The 23,299-nt window shown below is 73.8% G+C and carries 21 protein-coding genes; 17 read left to right on the top strand and 4 right to left on the bottom strand.

Going from position 1 to position 23,299, the window contains the following annotated elements; translation table 11 throughout:
- The first annotated feature begins 92 nt into the window (after positions 1-92).
- Positions 93-1,367 carry an ATP-dependent Clp protease ATP-binding subunit ClpX gene (clpX, locus tag AB3388_RS07585; protein WP_495410151.1) on the top strand — a complete coding sequence of 425 codons (1,275 nt, stop codon included), beginning with the start codon at positions 93-95 and terminating at the stop codon, positions 1,365-1,367.
- Positions 1,368-1,478: 111 nt separating this feature from the next.
- On the opposite strand, the gene AB3388_RS07590 is transcribed toward clpX, so the two are convergent.
- Together AB3388_RS07590 and valS are read right to left on the bottom strand one after the other, a co-directional pair.
- On the bottom strand, positions 1,479-2,399 hold the full coding sequence (locus AB3388_RS07590) for a DUF559 domain-containing protein (protein WP_495410152.1): 921 nt from the start codon (positions 2,397-2,399) through the stop codon (positions 1,479-1,481).
- Between the two features lie 159 nt (positions 2,400-2,558).
- A complete protein-coding gene (valS, locus tag AB3388_RS07595; protein WP_495410153.1) occupies positions 2,559-5,141 on the bottom strand; it encodes a valine--tRNA ligase in 2,583 nt (860 codons plus the stop codon).
- Between the two features lie 59 nt (positions 5,142-5,200).
- On the opposite strand from valS, the gene folC reads away from it, so the two are divergent.
- From folC to AB3388_RS07610, 3 genes are all read left to right on the top strand, one after another.
- Complete coding sequence (gene folC / locus AB3388_RS07600; RefSeq protein ID WP_495410154.1) at positions 5,201-6,556, top strand: bifunctional tetrahydrofolate synthase/dihydrofolate synthase; 1,356 nt, start codon at positions 5,201-5,203, stop codon at positions 6,554-6,556.
- Complete coding sequence (locus AB3388_RS07605; protein WP_495410155.1) at positions 6,553-6,936, top strand: DUF4233 domain-containing protein; 384 nt, start codon at positions 6,553-6,555, stop codon at positions 6,934-6,936. The genes folC and AB3388_RS07605 overlap by 4 nt, the downstream gene beginning before the upstream one ends.
- A 96-nt stretch (positions 6,937-7,032) precedes the next feature.
- Positions 7,033-8,100 (top strand): DUF3048 domain-containing protein, encoded by a 1,068-nt coding sequence (locus AB3388_RS07610; RefSeq protein ID WP_495410156.1) that lies wholly within the window; start codon positions 7,033-7,035, stop codon positions 8,098-8,100.
- A 14-nt stretch (positions 8,101-8,114) separates the two neighbouring features.
- Here the strand turns inward: AB3388_RS07610 and AB3388_RS07615 are convergent, their stop codons facing one another.
- Both AB3388_RS07615 and AB3388_RS07620 read right to left on the bottom strand, forming a co-directional pair.
- Positions 8,115-8,657, bottom strand: a complete 543-nt coding sequence (locus tag AB3388_RS07615; RefSeq protein WP_495410157.1) for a Clp protease N-terminal domain-containing protein — start codon at positions 8,655-8,657, stop codon at positions 8,115-8,117.
- Position 8,658: 1 nt separating this feature from the next.
- Positions 8,659-8,880 (bottom strand): helix-turn-helix domain-containing protein, encoded by a 222-nt coding sequence (locus AB3388_RS07620; RefSeq protein WP_495410158.1) that lies wholly within the window; start codon positions 8,878-8,880, stop codon positions 8,659-8,661.
- A 74-nt stretch (positions 8,881-8,954) separates the two neighbouring features.
- Between AB3388_RS07620 and ndk the strand changes: the two genes are divergently transcribed.
- The 13 genes from ndk (at position 8,955) to AB3388_RS07685 (ending at position 23,296) form a co-directional block, all read left to right on the top strand.
- Positions 8,955-9,377: a nucleoside-diphosphate kinase gene (ndk, locus tag AB3388_RS07625; protein ID WP_495410159.1), complete on the top strand. Its 423-nt coding sequence runs from the start codon at positions 8,955-8,957 to the stop codon at positions 9,375-9,377.
- Between the two features lie 58 nt (positions 9,378-9,435).
- Positions 9,436-10,395 carry an ABC transporter ATP-binding protein gene (locus AB3388_RS07630; RefSeq protein ID WP_495410160.1) on the top strand — a complete coding sequence of 320 codons (960 nt, stop codon included), beginning with the start codon at positions 9,436-9,438 and terminating at the stop codon, positions 10,393-10,395.
- 1 nt (position 10,396) lies between these two features.
- Complete coding sequence (locus AB3388_RS07635) at positions 10,397-11,176, top strand: ABC transporter permease (RefSeq protein WP_495410161.1); 780 nt, start codon at positions 10,397-10,399, stop codon at positions 11,174-11,176.
- Positions 11,173-12,006 (top strand): ABC transporter permease, encoded by an 834-nt coding sequence (locus tag AB3388_RS07640; protein WP_495410162.1) that lies wholly within the window; start codon positions 11,173-11,175, stop codon positions 12,004-12,006. Before AB3388_RS07635 ends, AB3388_RS07640 begins: the two co-directional genes overlap by 4 nt.
- Before the next feature lie 164 nt (positions 12,007-12,170).
- The gene (locus AB3388_RS07645) at positions 12,171-14,099 is read left to right on the top strand and encodes a TIGR03960 family B12-binding radical SAM protein (RefSeq protein WP_495410163.1); all 1,929 of its coding nucleotides are present in this window, start codon (positions 12,171-12,173) and stop codon (positions 14,097-14,099) included.
- A complete protein-coding gene (locus AB3388_RS07650; RefSeq protein WP_495410164.1) occupies positions 14,099-14,866 on the top strand; it encodes a TIGR03936 family radical SAM-associated protein in 768 nt (255 codons plus the stop codon). The genes AB3388_RS07645 and AB3388_RS07650 overlap by 1 nt, the downstream gene beginning before the upstream one ends.
- A 288-nt stretch (positions 14,867-15,154) precedes the next feature.
- Complete coding sequence (locus AB3388_RS07655) at positions 15,155-18,046, top strand: Rne/Rng family ribonuclease (protein WP_495410165.1); 2,892 nt, start codon at positions 15,155-15,157, stop codon at positions 18,044-18,046.
- A gap of 208 nt (positions 18,047-18,254) precedes the next feature.
- A complete protein-coding gene (rplU, locus tag AB3388_RS07660) occupies positions 18,255-18,566 on the top strand; it encodes a 50S ribosomal protein L21 (RefSeq protein WP_495410166.1) in 312 nt (103 codons plus the stop codon).
- 7 nt (positions 18,567-18,573) lie between these two features.
- Positions 18,574-18,831, top strand: a complete 258-nt coding sequence (gene rpmA / locus AB3388_RS07665; protein ID WP_179718686.1) for a 50S ribosomal protein L27 — start codon at positions 18,574-18,576, stop codon at positions 18,829-18,831.
- Between the two features lie 81 nt (positions 18,832-18,912).
- Positions 18,913-20,397: a GTPase ObgE gene (gene obgE / locus AB3388_RS07670; protein WP_495410167.1), complete on the top strand. Its 1,485-nt coding sequence runs from the start codon at positions 18,913-18,915 to the stop codon at positions 20,395-20,397.
- The gene (proB, locus tag AB3388_RS07675; protein ID WP_495410168.1) at positions 20,394-21,515 is read left to right on the top strand and encodes a glutamate 5-kinase; all 1,122 of its coding nucleotides are present in this window, start codon (positions 20,394-20,396) and stop codon (positions 21,513-21,515) included. The genes obgE and proB overlap by 4 nt, the downstream gene beginning before the upstream one ends.
- 13 nt (positions 21,516-21,528) lie before the next feature.
- The gene (gene def / locus AB3388_RS07680) at positions 21,529-22,011 is read left to right on the top strand and encodes a peptide deformylase (protein ID WP_495410169.1); all 483 of its coding nucleotides are present in this window, start codon (positions 21,529-21,531) and stop codon (positions 22,009-22,011) included.
- Between the two features lie 31 nt (positions 22,012-22,042).
- Complete coding sequence (locus tag AB3388_RS07685) at positions 22,043-23,296, top strand: glutamate-5-semialdehyde dehydrogenase (protein WP_495410170.1); 1,254 nt, start codon at positions 22,043-22,045, stop codon at positions 23,294-23,296.
- Positions 23,297-23,299 lie beyond the last annotated feature (3 nt).

Here is a 23,299-nt window from a genome sequence, read left to right on the forward strand (position 1 = left end):
CCGCCAGAGCGAGGCCGGGCACGGGGCGCAGCACCACGACATGCACAGATGGGGCACTTCCCAGGCCCTGAATCCGAGGTGGAGGTCATCACGTGGCACGAATCGGTGAGAGCGGTGACCTGCTCAAGTGCTCTTTCTGCGGGAAGAGCCAGAAGCAGGTCAAGAAGCTCATCGCGGGCCCCGGGGTCTACATCTGCGACGAGTGCATCGACCTCTGCAACGAGATCATCGAGGAAGAGCTCTCGGAGTCCTCGGACCTGAAGTTCGACGAGCTGCCGAAGCCGAAGGAGATCCACGACTTCCTCGAGCAGTACGTGATCGGCCAGGACAAGGCCAAGCGGACGCTCTCGGTCGCCGTCTACAACCACTACAAGCGGATCCAGGCCGGCGGTGAGCGCGGCAGCCGGGACGACTCGGTCGAGCTGGCCAAGTCCAACATCCTGCTGATGGGCCCGACCGGCTGCGGCAAGACGCACCTGGCGCAGACCCTTGCCCGGATGCTCAACGTGCCGTTCGCGATCGCCGACGCCACCGCGCTCACCGAGGCCGGCTACGTCGGTGAGGACGTCGAGAACATCCTCCTCAAGCTGATCCAGGCGGCCGACTACGACGTCAAGCGCGCCGAGACCGGGATCATCTACATCGACGAGGTCGACAAGATCGCCCGCAAGAGCGAGAACCCGTCGATCACCCGCGACGTCTCCGGTGAGGGCGTGCAGCAGGCGCTGCTGAAGATCCTCGAGGGAACGACGGCGTCGGTGCCCCCGCAGGGCGGCCGCAAGCACCCGCACCAGGAGTTCATCCAGATCGACACGACGAACGTGCTGTTCATCGTGGGCGGTGCGTTCGCCGGCCTGGAGAAGGTCATCGAGCAGCGGATCGGCAAGCAGGGCATCGGCTTCGGCGCCGAGATCCGCGGCAAGAAGGAGATCGAGGAGGCCAACGCCTTCGCCGAGGTCATGCCCGAGGACCTGCTGAAGTTCGGCATGATCCCCGAGTTCATCGGCCGGCTGCCGGTGATCACCAGCGTCCAGGCGCTGGACCGGCCGGCGCTGATCAGCATCCTCACCGAGCCGAAGAACGCCCTGGTGCGCCAGTACCGGAAGCTCTTCGAGCTCGACGGGGTGGACCTGGAGTTCACCGACGACGCCCTCGAGGCGATCGCCGACCAGGCCATCCTCCGCGGCACCGGCGCCCGCGGGCTGCGCGCGATCATGGAGGAGGTACTCCAGTCGGTGATGTACGACGTCCCCAGCCGGGACGACGTCGCCACCGTGGTGATCACCAAGGAGGTCGTGCTCGAGCACGTCAACCCGACGATCGTGCCGCGCAAGCCCGCCCGCGCCCCCCGCGAGAAGAGCGCCTGACCCGTCACGCATCGAGCGGCCCGTCCCCGGCAGGGGGCGGGCCGCTCGCGCTTCTGGATCAGTGTGCGTCGACGGCGCACTTCTTCGTCGGGAGCGCGCCGGATCCGCACATCATCCTCGGGTGGACAACACCTGCCGCCTCGCCGCGCAGACCCGGAGGATCTCCCGCCGGCAGGTGTCCGGCTCCGTCGTCAGCCGCCGATAGCTGAATCGAAGTACGACCCAGCCCAGCGCGGCCAGTGCGACGTCCCGGCGGGTGTCCCGCTCCCGGTCCTCGGGGGAGCCGTGGAACGCGGCACCGTCCAGCTCGATCGCGATCTTCAGCTCGGGGATCGCCGCATCGAGGTGAACGGTCGCGAACGGCAGGACGACGGGGTGCTGCTGCACGAACCGCGGCATGCCCGGTCCGCGCAGCACGTCGCGGACCCCCCAGATCTCCAGCTCGCTGTGGCAGCCCTTCTCCACCAGGCCGGCGAGGGCCACCAGCTGCCGGCGTCCCGGGAGGGTCGGCCGGAAGGCCAGCTCCTCGCGCAGCAGGTCGGCCGTCGTCCGTCCATCACGCAGGCTGCCGATGACCGCGCCGCGGGCCAGCTCGACGTCGCGACGGCGGCCCGAGGCACCGAACGCGAGCCCCCAGGTGTCGACCAGTGCGCGCGGGATGTCGGTGACCGGCAGGCCGCCGATCCGATCCGGACGGAATTGGCGGACTCGGTGGACGACGAGTCCTCCGGACGTCACCGCCCGGCGACCGAAGGGCACCGAGATGTGCACCGGCCCCGACCTGGGAGCGAGACGCCAGAGGGCCAGGGCGGACGTGTGGCTCAGCGCCCCGCGGGTGGCCAGCACGCCGGCGAGCGCTCGGGTGTGCCAGTCGTCGAAGCGCTCGGGGAGGGCGACGATGCCGGGATGCGGCCGGAACAACCGCCCGGTCCGGATCCACCGGGCGACGGTGTGCCGGTCCACGTGGGTCAGGAGATCGCGGACCGCGATCGCGCCGTCGCGGCCGACGAGGGCCGCCAGGTCGTGTGCCACGACGCCACGCTGGCTCGGTGGCCGGCCGGAATCTTGCGGCCGCACGCATCTGTGGAAGCGCCGGCCCGCTGTGGACCCGGCGACGATGTGCGTCGATGGCGCACTCCACGCGACGGAGTGCGCCATCGACGGATACTGATCGGCCCCGAGGGGCCGCGGTCAGCCCTCGACGGGGGCGAGGACGACGTCGACGGTGAGCTCGCCCTCGCCGGCGACGACCGACAGCGAGGCGATCCGGCCCGCGTCGACCAGGTCGGAGCGGGCGGCCTCGACCAGCGGCACCTGCGCGGCCGGGGCGGTCACCGTCGCCGACTCGACGTCGGCCCGCATCGACACCTTGGCGTCGGACTTGGCCTTGCGGACACCGGCCAGCGCCACCCCGGCGACCTCCAGCACGGCCGGGTCACCGCCGCGCGGCAGCTCGCCCGCCGACGGCCACGCCGACCGGTGCACCGAGCCGCTCTGCCACCAGGACCAGACCTCCTCGGTGACGAACGGCAGCACCGGCGCGAACAGCCGCAGCAGCACCGACAGCGCCACCGCCAGCGTGGCCTGCGCCGACTCCGCCGCCGAACCGGACCCGTACGCCCGCGACTTCACCAGCTCGACGTAGTCGTCGCAGAACGACCAGAAGAAGGTCTCCGCCACCTCGAGCGCGCGGGTGTAGTTGTAGGCCTCCATCGCCGCGGTCGCCTCGTCGACGACGTCCGCCAGCCCGGCCAGCAGCCCGAGGTCGATCGGCTCGGTGACCTGGTCGGCGGTCAGCCCGGACGAGGCGCCCAGCCCCAGCACGAAGTTGCCGACGTTGAGGATCTTCATGGCCAGCCGCCGGCCGACCTTCATCTGCGCTTCGTCGAACGGCGAGTCCGCGCCCGGCCGGGCACCGGCGGCCCGCCAGCGCACCGCGTCGGTGCCGTAGCGCTCCAGGACGTCGATCGGCGTGACGACGTTGCCCTTCGACTTCGACATCTTCTTGCGGTCGGGGTCGACGACGAAGCCGGAGATCGCCGCGTGCGACCACGGCACCGTGCCGAACTCGTAGTGCGAGCGCACCACGGTCGAGAACAGCCAGGTGCGGATGATGTCGTGCGCCTGCGGGCGCAGGTCCATCGGGAAGACGTGCGCGAACAGCTCCGGGTCGGTGTCCCAGCCCGAGGCCACCTGCGGGGACAGCGACGACGTCGCCCAGGTGTCCATGACGTCGGGGTCGGCCATGAACCCGCCCGGCTTGCCGCGCTGCGACTCGTCGAACCCCGGCGGGACGTCGGACGACGGGTCGACCGGCAGCGTCTCCTCGGCGGCCAGGATCGGCGCGGAGTAGTCCGGCTCGCCCTCGGTGTCGAGTGCGTACCAGACCGGGAAGGGGACGCCGAAGAACCGCTGCCGGCTGATCAGCCAGTCGCCGTTGAGGCCCTCGACCCAGTTCTCGTACCGGTGCTTCATGTGCTCGGGGATCCACTGGATCTCCCGCCCCCGCGCCAGCAGCGCCTCCCGCAGCTCGGGGTCGCGGCCGCCGTTGCGGATGTACCACTGCCGCGTGGTCACGATCTCCAGCGGCCGGTCGCCCTTCTCGAAGAACTTGACCGGGTGCGTGATCGGCTTCGGCTCGCCCTCGAGGTCGCCGGACTCGCGCAGCAGCTCGACCATCCGTTCGCGGGCCGCGTGCGCGGTCTTGCCGGCCAGCTCCGCGAACGGCCCGGCCGGGACGTCGGCCGGCGCCTCGGCCACGATCCGGCCGTCCCAGCCCACGATCGCCCGGGTGGGCAGCTGCAGCTCGCGCCACCAGGTGACGTCGTTGAGGTCGCCGAAGGTGCAGATCATCGCGATGCCCGAGCCCTTGTCCGGCTCGGCCAAGCGGTGCGCGACCACCGGGACCTCGACCCCGAACACCGGCGTCCGGACCGTGGACCCGAACAGGGGCTGGTAGCGCTCGTCGTCCGGGTGGGCGACCAGCGCGACGCAGGCCGCCAGCAGCTCCGGCCGGGTGGTCTCGATGTGCACCGGGCCGTCGGGGCCGTGGAAGGAGATCCGGTGGTAGGCGCCCGGGCGCTCCCGGTCCTCCAGCTCGGCCTGCGCGACGGCGGTGCGGAAGGTGACGTCCCAGAGGGTCGGCGCCTCCTGCGCGTAGGCCTCACCGCGGGCGAGGTTGTGCAGGAACATCCGCTGCGCCGTGGCGCGGGAGGTCTCCGAGATCGTCCGGTACACGTTCGACCAGTCCACCGACAGGCCGACGCGGCGCCACAGCTGCTCGAAGGCGCGCTCGTCCTCCTCGGTGAGGCGCATGCACAGCTCGACGAAGTTGCCGCGCGAGATCGGCTGCTGGTCCTTGCCGGGCTTCTCCGGCGGGGTGAACGACGGGTCGTAGTGCAGCGACGGGTCGCAGCGCACGCCGTAGTAGTTCTGCACCCGCCGCTCGGTCGGCAGGCCGTTGTCGTCCCAGCCCATCGGGTAGAAGACGTGCTTGCCGCGCATCCGCTGGTAGCGGGCGACGAAGTCGGTGTGGGTGTAGCTGAACACGTGCCCCACGTGCAGCGAGCCGCTGGCGGTCGGCGGCGGGGTGTCGATCGAGTAGGTCTGCTCGCGGGGCGCGGCCAGCGCGGCGGCGCGGTCGAAGGCGTAGGTGTCCTCGGCCGCCCAGCGGGCCGTCCACTTCTCCTCGAGCCCGTCCAGCGACGGCTTCTCGGGTACGCCGCTCACGGCTCCCGGGGCGGTGCCGGCCGGGGTCGCGATGCGGGTGTCCATGGGCTCCATCGTAGGAAGGCCTTCGATCGGTCTATCCGGGGCTGGCATCCTGGGCACCGATGAGCACGACCGAGCACGGCGAGATGGCGCGGGTCGAGAAGGCCCTGCTGGCCCGGTGGCCGGAGAACCGGCTCGAGCCGTCACTCACCCGCATCAACGCGCTGGTCGACCTGCTCGGTGGGCCGCACCGCGCGTACCCCGTCGTCCAGGTCGCCGGCACCAACGGCAAGACGACGACGGCGCGGATGGTCGACGAGCTGCTGCGCGGGTTCGGCCTGCGCGTCGGCCGGTTCACCAGCCCACACCTGCAGTCGATCCGCGAGCGCATCGTGCTGGACGGCGAGCCGGTCAGCGCCGAGCGCTTCGTCGAGACCTACCAGGACATCGCCCCGTACATCGACCTGGTCGACGCGGGCAGCGAGATCCCGATGAGCTTCTTCGAGGTCATGGTCGGCATGGCCTACGCGCTGTTCGCCGACGCGCCGGTGGACGTCGCCGTCATCGAGGTCGGCATGGGCGGCACCTGGGACGCGACCAACGTCGTCGACGCCCGCGTCGCCGTCGTCACCCCGGTGGCGCTGGACCACGCGGAGTACCTCGGGCCGGACGTCGGCACGATCGCCGGCGAGAAGGCCGGGATCATCAAGCGCGACGCCATCGCGGTGGTGGCCCACCAGGAGCCGGCCGCGCTGGACGCGCTGGTCCGCCGGGTGGTCGAGGTCGAGGCGACCCTGGCCCGCGAGGGCACCGAGTTCGGCGTGCTGGAGCGCACGGTCGCCGTCGGCGGGCAGCAGCTGCGGCTGCAGGGCCTCGGCGGCCAGTACGACGAGCTGTTCCTGCCGCTGTTCGGCGCGCACCAGGCGCAGAACGCGGCGACCGCGCTGGCCGCCGTCGAGGCGTTCCTCGGCGCCGGGGCGTCGACCGGGCCGATCGACGTCGAGACCGTCCGCGCCGCGTTCGCCGCCGTCCGCTCGCCGGGCCGGCTGGAGCGGGTCCGCAGCTCGCCCACGGTGCTGGTCGACGCGGCGCACAACCCGGCCGGCATGGCGGCCACGGTCGCCGCGATCCGGGAGTCCTTCGACTTCACCCGGCTGGTGGGCGTGGTCGGCTGCGTCCACGGCAAGGACGTCAGCGGCATGCTGGCCGCGCTCGAGGACATCTGCGCCGAGCTGGTGGTCACCCAGAACAGCTCCCCGCGGGCGATGCCGGCCGACGAGCTCGGCGCGCTGGCCGTCGACGTCTTCGGCGCCGACCGGGTGAGCGTGCACCCGCTGCTGCCGGAGGCGCTGGAGTCGGCGATCGAGCTGGCCGAGGCCGGCCCGGACGACGCGCTCGGCGGCTCGGGCGTGCTGGTCACCGGCAGCGTGATCACGGCGGGGGAGACCCGCAGCCTGCTGGGTGGGTCGAAGGCGTGACGGCCCCCGATCCCGTCCGCGCCGGCCGGGCGCTCAACGGCGGCGCCGCCGCGGTCCTGCTGCTCGAGGGCATCGTCGTCCTGTTCGTGCCCCGCGGCATCGCGCAGAGCGGCCCGGGGCTGACCGGGTTCCGGCTGACCGTCCTGCTCGTCCTCGCCGGCCTGCTGTTCGTGGCCAGCGGGCTGCAGCGCCGTCCGCAGGGACTGCTGATCGGCACCGCGCTGCAGGTGCCCGTCGTCCTCACCGGACTGTTCAACGGCGTGATGTGGCTGCTCGGCGGCGTGTTCGCGCTGATCTGGCTGTACCTGCTGCAGGTCCGCAAGGAGCTGCTGGGCTCGATCCTGCCCAGGACGCCCCCGGGCGAGCCGGACCAGCGGTAGCGCGCGTCGGGGCGCCCCGGACCGCCGCGCCGCCCTAGTCTGGCGCGGCTCACAACCGCCGCGGCCCCGACCGCCGCACGACCGGGGGACCGCCGCGTGCCGCACCTCGCCCGACCCCGCGGGGTGATCGCGCTCGCCGCGACGCTGCTCCTCGCCTCCGCCGCCTGCAGCGCCGCCGAGGAGCCGCGCAGCGCCGCCGCGACCAGGACCACCGTTGCCCCGACGACGACCCCACCGCCGCCGCCGCCCCCGCCGCCGGTCCTGTGGCCGCTGACCGGGGTGCAGACCGACGCGCTCGTCGAGCGGCCCGCCTTGGCGGTCAAGATCGAGAACTCGGTCGATGCGCGCCCGCAGACCGGCCTCGGCGCCGCCGACGTCGTCTGGGAGGAGGTCGTCGAGGGCGGCATCACCCGGTTCGTCGCCGTCTACCAGTCGGCCGTGCCGCCGGAGATCGGCCCGGTCCGTTCGGTCCGGCCGATGGACCCGGCGATCGTCGCGCCGATGCACGGCCTGCTCGCGTTCTCCGGCGGCCAGCGCCCCTTCATCGACGCGGTCGCCCAGGCGGGGACCCAGGTGATCAGCCAGGACGCCGGCGCCGGCGGCTTCCACCGCATCGGCAGCCGGCGCGCCCCGCACAACATCTACGCGAACCCGCAGCAGCTGCTCGACCAGGCCGACGACGCGCACCGGGCCCCGCCCGCGCCGCAGTTCGCCGTCGCCGCGCCGGGCAAGCCGTCGACCCCGCTCGCCGTCGGCGTCCCCACCGGCTCGGTGCGGCTCACGCTGTCCCCGATCGGCCATCCCACCTGGACCTGGAGCCAGCCCGACGGCGCCTGGCTGCGCACCGAGGGCGCCGCTCCGGCGGTGGAGGCCGACGGCCGGCAGCTGCGGGCGACCAACGTCGTCGTGCTGCGGGTCGACGTCGTCAACACGCCGTTCGTCGACGCGATCGGCACCCCGGTGCCCGAGACGCTGCTCGCCGGCGGCAGCGGGGACGCGCTCGTCGCCGCGGACGGCCGCACGCTCGCCGTCCGGTGGTCGAAGGCGTCGGTCACCGACCCGGTCGTGCTCACCGGTCCGGACGGCGGCCCGGTCGCGCTCGCCCCCGGCGCGACCTGGGTGGAGCTCGTGCCCAACCGGGGCGGCGCGGTCGCGACGGGCTGACCGACGCGGCGTTCCTACGCGGCGTCCGAGTCGGCCTCGAGGCGGCGGCGCAGGTCGGCGGGGTCGACGCCGAGGCGGGCGAGGACGGCGTCGGTGCGCCGCTCGCCGGCGTCCAGCACGCCGAGCAGCACGTGCCGGCTGTCGATCGACCGGTCGCCGCGCCCGATCGCCGCCCTCAGCGACAGCTCCAGGGATTTCTTGGCGGTCGGCGTGAACGGGATGTGGCCCCCTGAGCGGCGCTTCCGGTCGCGGGTGCGGTCGTCGAGCGCTCCGGCGCCGAACGCGGCCTCGGCGGTCGCGCGGACCCGCTCGAGGTCGATGCCGAGGGCGGCGAGCGCGGCGGCGTCCAGCCGGTCGTCGCCGGTCTCCCGGAGCGCCCGCCGCACCCGGCCGGCGTCCACCCCGCTCGCCCGCAGGACGGCGCCGCCGGGGCCGTCGACCGACGCGACGCCGAGGAGCAGGTGCGCGCCGTCGATCGTCGGCTCCTCGGCGTGCCGCGCCTCCTCCTGGGCGCGGACGACGACCTCGCGGGCCTCGGCGGTGAACCGTTCGAACATCTCAGCGATCCCTTCTCGATCGGGCGTGCTTCTTGTGCACGGCCTGCCGGGTGACGCCGAGGGCGTCGGCGATCTGCTGCCACGACCAGCCGCGGTCGCGCGCGTTGCGGACCTGGAGCACCTCGAGCCGATCGGCGAGCTCGCGCATCGCGCGAACCGCACGCAGGCCGGTGTCCGGGTCGTCCGCGGCGGCGGCCGTCGTGACGTCGGTGGGTGAGGCCATGCCTGTCAACGTAGGTTGACGACTCAGCGCTGTCAACCCTGGTTGACGATCGGCGTCCCGTACGCTGCCGCCTCGTGTCCGCACCCACTGCTGAGCGCACCCTGGTCCTGGTCAAGCCCGACGGCGTCGCCCGCGGCCTGGTCGGCGAGGTCGTCTCCCGGCTCGAGGCCAAGGGCCTGCGCCTGGTGGCCGCCGAGCTGCGCACCCTGACCGCCGACGTCGCCGAGACCCACTACGCCGAGCACCGCGAGCGGCCGTTCTTCCCCTCGCTGGTCGAGTTCATCACCAGCGGCCCGCTGCTTGCGCTGGTCGTCGAGGGCCCGCGGGCCATCGAGGCGTTCCGCGCCCTGGCCGGCGCGACCGACCCGGTGAAGGCCACCCCCGGCACGATCCGCGGCGACTTCGCGCTCGAGGTGCAGTCCAACATCGTGCACGGCTCGGACTCGCCGGAGTCCGCCGCGCGCGAGGTGAAGCTCTTCTTCCCCGACCTGGGCTGACATCGCGCCGGCGCGACGTCGGTCGTCGGCTGTCGGTGGCGCTGGTTACCGTCGGGGAGTGCGCATCGGCGGCCCCCTGATCAGCGCGCGCGGCCTGGTCAAGCGCTTCGGCGACTTCACCGCCGTCGACGGCATCGACGTCGACGTGGCGCCGGGCGAGGCCTTCGGGTTCCTCGGGCCGAACGGGGCCGGCAAGAGCTCGACCATGCGGATGATCGGCGCGGTCTCGCCGCCGACCGCGGGTCAGCTGCGCATCCTCGGCCTCGACCCGGTCACCGACGGGCCGGCGATCCGCGCCCGCCTGGGCGTGGTGCCGCAGACCGACAACCTCGACCTCGAGCTGACGGTTCTGGAGAACCTGCTGGTCTACGGCCGGTACTTCGGCCTGCCGCGGGCGACGGTGCGGGCCCGCGCGGCCGAGCTGCTCGACTTCGTCCAGCTCGGCGACCGCGCCGGGGACAAGGTCGAGCCGCTGTCGGGCGGCATGAAGCGGCGGCTGACCATCGCGCGGTCGCTGATCAACGAGCCGGACGTCGTCCTGCTCGACGAGCCCACCACCGGGCTGGACCCGCAGGCCCGGCACGTGCTGTGGGAGCGGCTCTACCGGCTCAAACAGCGCGGCGTGACGCTCGTCCTGACCACGCACTACATGGACGAGGCCGAGCAGCTCTGCGACCGGCTGGTGGTCATGGACAAGGGGCGGATCGCCGCCGAGGGCTCGCCCGCGGAGCTGATCCGCACGTGGTCGACCCGCGAGGTCTGCGAGCTGCGCTTCCCGATGGTCGAGGGCGGCGACGGCCCGGAGCAGTACGTCGACGCCCTGGCGCCGGTCCTGCAGCAGGGCGCCGCGGAGCGGATCGAGGCGCTGCCCGACCGGCTCCTGCTCTACGCGCCGGACGGCGAGGCCGCGCTCGCCGCCGTCACCGCGGCCGGGGTGCACCCGCTGTCCAGCCTGGTGCGCCGCAGCTCGCTGGAGGACGTCTTCCTCCGGCTGACCGGCCGGACGCTGGTGGACTGACATGGCCGTCGTCACCGCGGGCGCCACGGCGTTCTGCGCCCACCGGCTCACCGCCTACCGGCACTACTGGCGCAGCAGCCTGATCAGCAGCGTGCTGGAGCCGGCGCTGTTCCTCGCGGCGATGGGCCTCACCCTCGGCGTGCTGGTCGACCGCGGCTCCGGCCTGCCGGGCGGGCTGACCTACCTCGCGTTCTTGGCGCCGGGCCTGCTGGCCGCCGCGGCGATGCAGACCGGCACCTTCGAGTCCACGTATCCGGTGCTCGGCGCGATCAAGTGGGACAAGACCTACGAGGCGGTCCTGGCCACGCCGACCGCGGTCGGCGACCTCTTGGTCGGTCACCTGCTGTACGTGGCGTTCCGGGTGACGACGGCGGCGGCGCTGTTCCTCGCCGTCCTCGTGCTGTTCGGGGCGGCCGACAGCCCGCTGGTGGTGCTCGCGATCCCGGCCGCGCTGCTCACCGGGCTGGCCTTCGCGGCGCCGGTCACCGCGCTGGCCGGGCGGCTGGAGAACGACACCGGGTTCGCCGCGCTGCAGCGGTTCCTGATCGTGCCGATGTTCCTGTTCAGCGGCACGTTCTTCCCGGTCAGCCAGCTGCCGGCGTTCTTCGAGTGGGTGGCCTACGCGACGCCGCTCTGGCACGGCGTGGCCCTCGCCCGCGGGCTGGCGCTCGGCACGCTCGAGCCCGGCCAGGCGTTGCTGTCCACCGCGTACCTGCTGCTCTGGATCGCGGTCGGCGTCGCCCTGGCCACCCGCACCTTCCGCCGGCGGCTGGTCACGTGACCGCCGAGGCGCTGGCGCCGCCGCGGCAGTCGCTGCTGCTGCGGATCGTGCCGCTGCACCCGCTGTCCGCGCGGCGGGCCGGGTACCTGGTGCACCGCAACCTGCTGGTCGCCCGCCGCACCTGGCCGCTGTTCGTCTCGGGCCTGTTCGAGCCGTTCTTCTACCTGTTCTCGATCGGGATCGGCGTCGGCGGTCTGGTGGGCTCCGTCGTCACCGACTCGGGCTCGGCGCTGACCTACCAGGAGTTCGTGGCCCCCGGCCTGCTCGCCTCGGCGGCGATGAACGGCGCCGTGTACGACGCGGTGTTCAACCTGTTCTTCAAGCTGCGGTACTCGAAGCTCTACGACGCCATCCTGGCCACGCCGCTGTCGGCGCCCGACGCCGCGGTGGGGGAGACGGTCTGGTCGCTGCTGCGCGGCGCCACCTACTCGGCGGCCTTCCTGGTGATCATGGCGATCCTGGGGCTGACCGGGTCGTGGTGGGCGGTGCTGGCGCTGCCTGCGGCGGTGCTCATCGGGTTCGCCTTCGCCTCGGTCGGGCTGGCGGCCACCACGTTCCTGCGCGGCTGGCAGGACTTCGAGTTCGTGCAACTGGCCCTGCTGCCGCTGTTCCTGTTCTCGACGACCTTCTACCCGCTGTCGGTCTACCCCGGCCCGCTGCAGGTGGTGGTGCAGTGCACGCCGCTCTACCACGGGATCGAGCTGGTGCGCGGCCTGGTCACCGGCGACGTGCACTGGTCGCTGCTCGGTCACGTCGCCTACCTCGCCGTCCTCGGGCTGGCCGGCCTCGCGATCGGCGCCCGCCGCCTCTCCGGTCTGCTGCTGAAGTGAGCGCTCCCGCAGCTGATCACCGGCGGGTGGCTGCCGCTGCCGGCGTGTCGTGCCGAGTGAGCAGTTGGGGACGGCGACACGCGGGGACATGCCGCGCCCGGCGACCGGAAGTGCTCACTCGGCGGGGGAGCGGCGCCCGGGCGGCCGTCTACGCTGGATCGGTCATGACTGGACAGTCCCTGTATCCCCGCCTCGAACCGCTCCTGGCCCAGATCCAGAAGCCGATCCAGTACGTGGGCGGTGAGCTGAACGCCCAGGTCAAGGAGTGGGACGACGTCGCCGTCCACTGGGCGCTCATGTACCCCGACGCCTACGAGGTGGGGCTGCCCAACCAGGGCCTGATGATCCTCTACGAGGTGCTCAACGAGCGCTCCGACGCCCTGGCCGAGCGCACCTACGCCGTCTGGCCCGACCTCGCCGCGCTGATGCGCGAGCACGGCGTCGGCCAGTTCACCGTCGACGCCCACCGCGCCGTCCGCGACTTCGACCTGCTCGGCGTCAGCTTCGCCACCGAGCTGGGCTACACCAACCTGCTCGAGGCGCTCGACCTGGCCGGCGTCCCGCTGCACGCGGTCGACCGGGACGAGACCCACCCGGTCGTCGTCGCCGGCGGCCACGCGGCGTTCAACCCCGAGCCGGTCGCCGACTTCGTCGACTGCGCCGTCCTCGGGGACGGCGAGCAGGTCGTCGGGGACATCACCGACGTCGTCCGCGCCTGGAAGGAGCAGGGCCGGCCCGGCGGGCGGGTCGAGCTGCTCGCCCGGCTGGCCCGCGTCGAGGGCGTCTACGTGCCGCGGTTCTACGCGGTCTCCTACGCCCCCGACGGCACGATCGCCACGGTCACCCGCACCCGGGACGACGTCCCCGCGCGGGTCGGCAAGCGCACGGTCATGGACCTCGACGAGTGGCCCTACCCGAAGACGCCGCTGGTGCCCATGGCCGAGAGCGTGCACGAGCGGATGAGCGTGGAGATCTTCCGCGGTTGCACCCGCGGCTGCCGGTTCTGCCAGGCCGGCATGATCACCCGGCCGGTCCGCGAGCGGACGATCACCGGCATCGGCTCGATGGTCGACCAGGGGTTGCGCGCCACCGGCTACGAGGAGGTCGGCCTGCTGTCGCTGTCGTCCGCCGACCACAGCGAGATCGGGCAGATCGCCAAGGAGCTCGCCGACCGCTACGAGGGCACCAACACCGGCCTGTCGCTGCCGTCGACCCGCGTCGACGCCTTCAACGTCACCCTCGCCAACGAGCTGTCCCGCAACGGGCGGCGGTCGGGCCTCACCTTCGCCCCCGAGGGCGGCAGCGAGCGCATCCGCCGGGTGATCAACAAGACGGTGTCCAAGGAGGACCTCGTCCGCACCGTCACCACCGCCTACGCCAACGGCTGGCAGCAGGTGAAGCTCTACTTCATGTGCGGTCTCCCGACGGAGACCGACGAGGACGTGCTGGAGATCGCCGACCTCGCGGTCGAGGTGATCCGCGCCGGCCGCGAGGCCAGCGGCCGCAAGGACATCCGCTGCACCGTCTCGATCGGCGGCTTCGTGCCCAAGCCGCACACCCCGTTCCAGTGGGCGGGGCAGGCCGGCGCCGAGACGATCGACTCCCGGCTGCGGCTGCTGCGCCAGGCGATCAACGCCGACCGCCGGGTCGGCCGCTCGATCGGCCTGCGCTACCACGACGGCAAGCCCGGCATCGTCGAGGGCCTGCTCTCCCGCGGCGACCGCCGCGTCGGCCGGGTCATCGAGCGGGTCTGGCGGGACGGCGGGAAGTTCGACGGCTGGAGCGAGCACTTCTCCTACGAGCGGTGGACGACGGCCGCCGCCGAGGAGCTGGCGGCCTTCGGCGTCGACCTCGACTGGTTCACCACCCGCGAGCGCACCGAGTCCGAGGTGCTGCCCTGGGACCACCTGGACTCCGGCCTGGACAAGGAGTGGCTCTGGGAGGACTGGCAGGAGGCGATCTCCGAGGAGGAGGTCGGCGACTGCCGCTGGACCGGCTGCTACGACTGCGGCGTCTGCCCGACGATGGGCACCGAGATCCAGATCGGCCCGACCGGGCGCAGCCTGCTGCCGCTCACGGTGGTCGGCCGCTAGTGGCGCGTCAGCCGGAGGGGCCGCCGCCGCCCCCGACCGTGCAGAAGCTGCGCATCCGCTACGCCAAGCGGGGCCGGCTGCGCTTCGCCTCCCACCGCGACCTGGCGCGGGCCCTGGAGCGGGCGCTGCGCCGCGCGCAGGTGCCGATGGCGTTCTCCGCCGGGTTCACCCCGCACCCCAAGATCTCCTACCTCGGCGCCGCGCCGACCGGTGCGGCCAGCGAGGCCGAGTACGTCGAGATCGGCCTCGCCGAGCGGCGCGATCCGGAGGAGGTCCGGGCCGCCCTGGACGCCGCGCTGCCCGCGGACGTCGCCGTCCTCGAGTGCGTCGAGGCGGCCGAGGGGACCGGGGCGCTGGCCGACCGGATCGACGCGGCGGCCTGGCGGATCGAGCTGCCCGGCGTCGCGCCCGCCGACCTCGAGGCGGCGCTCGCCGCCTTCCTCGCGCGCGACGCCGTCCTGGTCCCGCGGCGCACCAAGAACGGCCTCCGGGACGTCGACGCGCGCGCCGCGGTGGCCCGCGCGTCGGCGGGCGGGGAGGCAGGTTGTGCCATACTGGACGTGGTCGTCCGGCAGGTGACGCCCGCCGTACGACCCGACGACGTGGTGGCCGCTCTGGCTGCCGTCGCCGACCTGCGCCCGCCGTCGCCCCCCAGGGCCGTGCGTGAGGCGCAGGGCCGGCTCGACGGCAGCGGGACCGTGGCCGATCCGCTCGGTCCCGACCGTGCGGCGCGCACCCGCTGCCAGGGGGAGCACGCGACGGTCTGACCGGTGCGGCACCGGCGCCCCCGACGTCACGCGCACGGCTGCCAGACGTGCCGCACCGCCCGTCGCCACCCGGCGCCGGACTCCGCAGACCTGCACCACCGCACCACCGGCAAGGCACCACCGGCTCGGCCGCGACAACCGTCGCGCAGGGGCCGGCCACAGACTTCCGCGGGTCGGGCGACCCGCCGCACCCTGTGCGGTCGCCCGGCCCCGACCGACCCGTGCTCCTGCGCGGCCGCCAGTCGATCCGATCGGCGCCCGGGAGCACCGCACAGGAGGCGAGCCCTCGTGGCAGACCAGAACGACGACAACGACGGCACCGCAGCAACGCCGGAGGCGCTGAGCCCGGCCGCGCCGGAGGACACGCCCGAGGAGGCGACCGCCGGACCCACGGCCGACGCCCCCGAGGACTCCGGGACGGCGGAGGCCGAGGAGGCCGAAGCCGAGGAGGAGCCCGAGCCGGAACCGGAGCTCGAACCGGAACCGGAGCCCGAGCCCGAGCCCGAGCCCGAGCAGGCGTCCCCGTTCGGGGCGCAGTTCAGCTCGCCCGAGCCGACCGCCGTCGTGGCGCGCCCCCGGCGCCGGGCCACCCGCCCGGCCGCCGCGGCCGACCCCGGCTCGGTCGAGCCCGTGACGCCGCCGGCGCCGGCGATCCCGGCCTTCGTCAGCTTCGTCGCCCCCGACGCGGACGTCGCGCCGCCGCCCCGTCGCCGCAGCCGCCGCACGGTCGCCGAGAGCCCCGAGACCGAGGACGTCGAGGCCCCGGCGGAGGAGGACGAGGAGTCGGCCCCGCCGCGCGCCCGCCGCAGCCGCTCCCGCCGCCGTCCCGAGGCCGAGGACGCCGACACCACTGCCGGCGAGGACGTCGAGGAGTCCGAGGACACCGACGAGTCCGAGGACGAGGACCGCGACGAGACCGCCAGCACCGGCAGCCGCCGCCGCCGCCGCGGCCGCCGCGGCCGCGGCCGGGGCCGCACCAGCGACGACGGCGACACCGACGAGGACGCCGACGAGGCCCGCGACGAGCAGGCCGACGAGGACGCCGAGGACGAGACCGGCGAGGAGCCCGACGAGGACGGCGAGGGCGAGGAGGCCGAGACCGGCTCCAGCACCCGCCGCCGGCGCCGGCGCCGCCGCCGGGGCAGCAGCGAGGACCGCGGCGAGACCGGCGAGGACGAGCGTCCCGAGCGGGCCGGCCGCGACGGCCGCACCACCAGCGACGACGACGTCCGCGGGGTCACCGGCTCCACCCGCCTCGAGGCCAAGCGGCAGCGCCGCCGCGACGGGCGCGACAGCGGCCGCCGGCGGGCGCCGATCCTCAGCGAGGCCGAGTTCCTGGCCCGCCGCGAGGCGGTCGACCGGAAGATGGTCATCCGCCAGCGCGGCGAGCGCACGCAGATCGCCGTCCTCGAGGACGACATCCTCGTCGAGCACTACGTGACCCAGGCGCAGGCGACGTCCTTCGCCGGCAACGTCTACCTCGGCAGGGTGCAGAACGTGCTGCCCAGCATGGAGGCGGCGTTCGTCGACATCGGCAAGGGCCGCAACGCCGTCCTGTACGCCGGCGAGGTCAACTGGGACGCCGCCGGCCTCTCGGGCAAGCAGCGCTCGATCGAGCAGGCGCTGAAGTCCGGCGACAAGGTGCTGGTGCAGGTCACCAAGGACCCGATCGGCCACAAGGGCGCCCGGCTCACCCAGCAGATCAACCTGCCCGGCCGGTTCCTGGTCTACGTGCCCGGCGGCTCGATGACCGGCATCAGCCGCAAGCTGCCCGACACCGAGCGCCAGCGGCTCAAGGACATCCTCAAGAAGATCGTCCCCGAGGACGCCGGCGTGATCATCCGGACCGCCGCGGAGGGCGCCTCGGAGGAGGAGCTCACCCGCGACGTCAACCGGCTGAAGGCGCAGTGGGAGGTCATCGAGAAGAAGGCCGAGACCTCCTCGAACGCGCCGGCGCTGCTCTACGGCGAGCCCGACCTCGCGATCCGCGTCATCCGCGACGTCTTCAACGAGGACTTCAAGGAGCTCGTCGTCTCCGGCGACGACGCCTGGGACACCGTCGAGGCCTACGTCGCGCACGTCTCGCCGGAGCTGGTCGGCCGGCTGACCCGCTACACCGGCACCGGCGACGTCTTCTCCGACCTGCGCATCGACGAGCAGCTGGCCAAGGCGCTCGACCGCAAGGTGTGGCTGCCCTCGGGCGGCTCGCTGGTGATCGACCGCACCGAGGCGATGACCGTCGTCGACGTCAACACCGGCAAGTTCGTCGGCTCCGGCGGCAACCTGGAGCAGACCGTCACGCGCAACAACATGGAGGCGGCGGAGGAGATCGTCCGCCAGCTCCGGCTGCGCGACATCGGCGGGATCATCGTCATCGACTTCATCGACATGGTCCTCGAGAGCAACCGCGACCTCGTGCTGCGGCGGCTCACCGAGTGCCTGGGCCGCGACCGCACCAAGCACCAGGTCGCCGAGGTGACCTCGCTGGGTCTGGTCCAGATGACCCGCAAGCGGGTCGGCCAGGGCCTGCTCGAGGTCTTCTCCGAGCCGTGCGAGCACTGCCGCGGCCGCGGGGTGCTCGTGCACACCGACCCGGTGGACGAGCGGCGCCGCGGCGGTGGCAACGGCGGCGGTGGCGGCAACGGCCGGCGCGACTCCGGTCGCCCCGAGCGCGCCCCGGCCAAGGAGACCGTCGAGGTCGAGGCCGCCTCGCCGAACGGCGGCGCGCAGCCCGAGGAGGACGGCGAGGTCGCCCGCACCGGCGGCGGACGGCGCAACCGCGGCCGGCGCAACCGCGGCCAGTCGGGGGAGGAGCGCGCGGCCGAGGACGCCGCCGTCCTCACCGCCATCCGCGAGGAGCCGGTGGCCGACGAGGCGCCCGCCGAGGCGACGGTCGCCGAGGAGGCGCCGGTCGTGGAGGCACCCGCCGAGGAGCCTCAGGACGTCGAGACGCCGGCCGAGGAGGCCGTCGCGGTCCCCGAGCCCGAGGCCGAGATCCCCGGCGAGACCGCGGCGGTGACCGCCGACGCGGAGTTCGACCCGGAGACCGGGTCCGCGGAGACCCTGGCGCCCGCCCCCGAGGAATCCACGGACGAGGACGAGATCTCCCCGGAGGTCAGCACGGTTCCCCGGCCGCGCCGCCGCCGGGCGGCGAGCCGGCCCGCCGGCCCGCCCTCCTGACGGCCCCGTCCCGAGGCTCGCCCCGAGCTTGCGAGGGGCGAGGAGGACGGGGTCCTTCTCCTCAGGTACGCTGGTCGGGTTGCATCGCCACGGGCTGCGCACCTCCGGGTGCGCGCCGCGCAGGCGGGCGCGACCCGTCCAGCACCCGGCGTCGGAACCGGACAGTGCACGCGGGACATGAAGCGTTGCGAGTTACGAGGAGTCAGTGGTGTACGCAGTCGTGAAGGCCGGCGGCAGCCAGCACAAGGTGGCTGTCGGTGACCGGTTCACGGTGAACCGCCTCGCCGGTGAGGCGGGCGACACCGTCACCCTCCCGGCGATCCTGCTGGTGGACGGCGAGACCGTCACCAGCGCCGCCGCGGACCTGGCCAAGGTCACCGTGACCGGCGAGATCGTCGGCCACGGCAAGGGCCCGAAGATCCGCATCCACAAGTTCAAGAACAAGACCGGCTACCACAAGCGGCAGGGGCACCGTCAGCACCTGACCGACGTCGTGGTCCGCGACATCACGAAGGGCTGACGCCGACATGGCTCACAAGAAGGGCGCCTCGTCCTCCCGCAACGGCCGCGACTCCAACGCCCAGCGGCTCGGCGTCAAGCGCTTCGGCGGCCAGGTCGTCAAGGCCGGCGAGATCATCGTCCGCCAGCGCGGCACCCACTTCCACCCCGGTCTCGGGGTCGGCCGTGGCGGCGACGACACGCTGTTCGCGCTCGAGCCGGGCGCAGTGACCTTCGGCACCCGCCGGGGCCGCAAGACGGTGTCCATCACCGCCGTCGAGGTCTGAACCACACAGTCGTCCCACTGGCACCCCGGCGTCGTTCGACGTCGGGGTGTCGGTGCTTGTAGCAGGTAGGAGGCCGCAGTCGTGGCCGCGTTCGTCGACCGGGTGACCGTGCACGTCGCCGCCGGCAACGGTGGCCACGGCGTGGCCTCGGTCCACCGGGAGAAGTTCAAGCCGCTCGGGGGCCCCGACGGCGGCAACGGGGGCGACGGCGGGGACGTCGTCCTCGAGGTCGACCCCAACGCGCACACCCTGCTGGACTTCCACCACCGGCCGCACCAGAAGGCCGGCAACGGCCGCCCCGGCGCCGGCAGCAACCGGCACGGCGCCCGCGGGGAGGACCGCGTCCTGCGGGTCCCCGAGGGCACCGTCGTCAGCACCGCCGACGGCCGGGCGATCGCCGACCTCGTCGGGGCGGGCACCCGCGTCGTCCTCGCGCACGGCGGCAAGGGCGGCCTCGGCAACGCCGCGCTGGCCAACCCGCGCCGCAAGGCCCCCGGCTTCGCCCTGCTCGGCGAGCCCGGGGAGGCCTTCGACGCGGTGCTCGAGCTGAAGAGCATCGCCGACGTCGGCCTGGTCGGTTACCCGTCGGCGGGCAAGTCGTCGCTGGTCGCGGCCATGTCCGCGGCACGGCCGAAGATCGCCGACTACCCGTTCACCACGCTGGTGCCCAACCTCGGCGTGGTCCGCGCCGGCGACGTCACGTTCACCATGGCCGACGTCCCCGGGCTCATCCCGGGCGCCTCGACCGGCAAGGGGCTCGGCCTGCAGTTCCTGCGGCACGTCGAGCGCTGCGCCGTCCTGGTGCACGTCGTCGACATGGCGACGATGGAGCCCGGCCGCGACCCGGAGACCGACATCGAGGTCCTCACCGCCGAGCTGCGCGAGTACGGCGGCGACGAGCTGGACCTGGTCGGCCGGCTGCGCTTCGCCGTCCTCAACAAGATCGACGTCCCGGACGCCCGCGACCTGGTCGACCTGGTGCGGGACTCGCTGGAGAAGCTGGGCCTGCGCGTCTTCCCGGTCAGCGCGGCGACCGGCGAGGGGCTGACCGAGCTCGGCTACGCGCTGGCCGCCGCCGTCGAGCAGCACCGGGCGACGCTGCCGCCGCCCGAGCCGGTGCGGGTCACGCTCACCCCGCGGGCGGTCGACGACTCCGGGTTCACCGTGGAGCGCGACCCGGACGACCCGGAGGGTTTCGTGGTGCGCGGCACCCGGCCCGAGCGCTGGGTCCGGCAGACCGACTTCACCAACGACGAGGCCGTGGGCTACCTCGCCGACCGGCTCAACCGGCTCGGCGTCGAGGAGGAGCTGGCGCGGGCCGGGGCGCACGAGGGCGACGCGGTCACCATCGGCGACGTCACCTTCGACTGGGTGCCGACCCTGCCGGCGGGCACGCTCACCGCGGAGGAGACCGCCGGGCTCGGCGGCCGCGGCACCGACAACCGGCTGGAGACGACGGACCGGGTCGGCGCCGCCGAGCGGCTGGCGGCCAAGCGGGCGCGGCGGGTGCCCTACGAGGTCACCGAGGACGGCTGGACCGACGAGGACCTGGAGGGCCTCGAATGACCGCGCGCCCCGAGATCGCGAAGGCGCAGCGGGTGGTCGTCAAGGTCGGCTCGTCCTCGCTCACCACGCTGCCCGGCGGCCTGGACGCCGAGCGGCTGACCGCGCTGGTCGACGTCCTCGGGGCGCTGCGGACGGCCGGGCGCGAGGTCGTGCTGGTCTCCTCCGGCGCGATCGCGGCCGGGCTGGCGCCGCTCGGCATCGCCGGCCGCCCGCGGGACCTGGCGACGGCGCAGGCCGCGGCCGGCGTCGGCCAGCTCCGGCTGGTGCAGACCTACGCCGACGCCTTCGCCCGCCACGGCGTCACCGTCGGGCAGGTGCTGCTCACCGCCGACGACCTCACCCGGCGCAGCCATTACCGCAACGCCGAGCGGACCCTCGACCGGCTGCTGGCCCTCGGCGCGCTGCCGATCGTCAACGAGAACGACACCGTGGCCACCGAGGAGATCCGCTTCGGCGACAACGACCGGCTCGCCGCCCTGGTGGCGCACGTCGCGCAGGCCGACGCGCTGGTGCTGCTCTCCGACGTCGAGGGCGTCTACGACGGCGACCCGCGCAAGGGCCCGGCGCAGCTGATCGACACCGTCCGCGACCCCGCGGAGCTCGACGCGGTCACCCTCGGCACCGCCAAGCGCAACGGCGTGGGCACCGGCGGCATGGCCACGAAGGTGGAGGCGGCGCTGATCGCCGCGCACGCCGGCGTGCCCGTCGTCGTCACCTCGACCCCGAACGCGGCCGCGGCACTGGCCGGCGAAGCGGTCGGCACCTACTTCACCGTCATGGCGCCGCGGCCCCGGGCCCGGCAGTTCTGGCTGCGTTTCGCCACCCGGCCGCGCGGCCGGGTGCTGCTCGACGCGGGCGCCGTCACCGCCGTGCGGGAGCGGCACGCCTCGCTGCTGGCCGCAGGCGTAACCGGGCTGGTGGGGGAGTTCCTCGCCGACGACCCGGTGGAGCTCGTGGGGCCGGACGGCGTCGTCGTCGCCCGCGGGCTGGTCGCCTACGACGCCCGCGAGCTGCCGGCGCTGCTCGGCCGCAAGACCAGCGAGCTGGAGCCGGAGTACCGGCGCGAGGTCGTGCACCGCGACGAGATGGTGCTGGTCCGGCGCCCGTCACTGGGTTGAGAGACTGCCTGCCGTGACCATCCGTCCCATCCGCGAGCTCGGCGACCCTGTCCTGCGCACCCCCGCCGACGAGGTGCGCGCGTTCGACAAGGACCTGGCCGCCCTCGTCCGCGACCTCGAGGAGACCGTCGACCACCCGGGCCGGGCGGGGCTGGCCGCGCCGCAGATCGGCGTCGGGCTGCGGGTGTTCTCGTACAACATCGAGGGCGAGATCGGGCACCTGGTCAACCCGCGGATCGTCGAGCGCTCCGAGGAGACGCAGGGCGGCGACGAGGGCTGCCTGTCGGTGCCGGGCATCTGGGCGCCGACGGAGCGGGCGATGTGGTGCGCGGCCGAGGGCTTCGACGTCGACGGCAAGCCGCTGCGGCTGGAGGGGGAGGGGCTGATGGCCCGCTGCCTGCAGCACGAGGTCGACCACCTCGACGGCAAGGTCTTCCTCGACCGGCTGACCGGGGACGCGCGCAAGACCGCGCTGCGGGCGCTGCGGTCCCGCTGAGTCTCTTTACCCGCCGCGTACCCTCGCGGGCGTGTCCGACGCCACCGACCTGCCGCTGATCGGTGCCGCCGCGCTGCGTGCGCGGGCGGCCGCCCGTGTGCTGCGCACGCTGCCCACCGACGTCAAGGACGGCGCACTGGCCGCGATGGCCGACGCGCTCGTCGAGCGGACCGACGAGATCCTGGCCGCCAACGCCCTCGACGTCGACGCCGCCCGCGCCGACGGGACGCCCGAGGCGATCATCGACCGGCTGCGCCTGGACGCCGGCCGGATCGCCGGGGTCGCCGACGCGCTGCGCACCCTGATCGCGCTGCCCGACCCGGTGGGCGACGTCGTCCGCGGGTCGACGCTGCCCAACGGGCTGCAGCTGCGGCAGGTGCGCGTGCCGCTGGGCGTGGTCGGGATCGTGTACGAGGCCCGGCCCAACGTGACGGTCGACGCCGCGGGGCTGTGCCTCAAGAGCGGCAACGCGGCGCTGCTGCGCGGCTCGGCGTCGGCGTTCCGCACGAACACGGTGCTGGTGGCGGTGATGACCGAGGCGGCGGCGAAGGCGGGGCTGCCCGAGGGCTCGATCGAGCTGCTGCCGGCCGACCGCGCCTCGGTGGGCGAGCTGCTCGGCGCCCGCGGGTTCGTCGACGTCGTCATCCCGCGCGGCGGCGGGTCGCTGATCCAGCGGGTGGTGAACGAGGCGAAGGTGCCGGTGATCGAGACCGGCGAGGGCAACTGCCACGTCTACGTCGACGCCTCCGCCGACGCAGGCGTGGCCGAGGCGATCGTGCTGAACGCCAAGACCCACCGGGTGAGCGTCTGCAACGCCGCCGAGACGCTGCTGGTGCACCGCGACGTGCCGTTCCTGCCGCGGCTGCTCTCGGCGCTGGCCGACGCGGGCGTGACGCTGCACGGCGACGACGCGGCCCGGGCCGCGCACCCCGCCGTCCTGCCCGCGACCGACGAGGACTGGGCGACCGAGTACCTGTCGATGGACATGGCCGTGCGGGTGGTCGACGACCTGCCGGCCGCGCTGGACCACATCGCGCGCTGGAGCAGCGGGCACACCGAGGCGATCGTGGCCGACTCGGCACGCGCCATCGCCGACTTCACCGCCGGGGTCGACTCCGCCGCGGTGATGGTGAACGCGTCCACCCGGTTCACCGACGGCGGCGAGTTCGGGTTCGGCGCCGAGATCGGCATCTCCACGCAGAAGCTGCACGCCCGGGGGCCGCTGGGGCTGCCGGAGCTCACCTCGACCACGTACGTCGTGACCGGCAACGGCCACGTGCGCTAGGAG

This window comes from Geodermatophilus sp. SMS 5-13 (genome assembly GCF_059428245.1).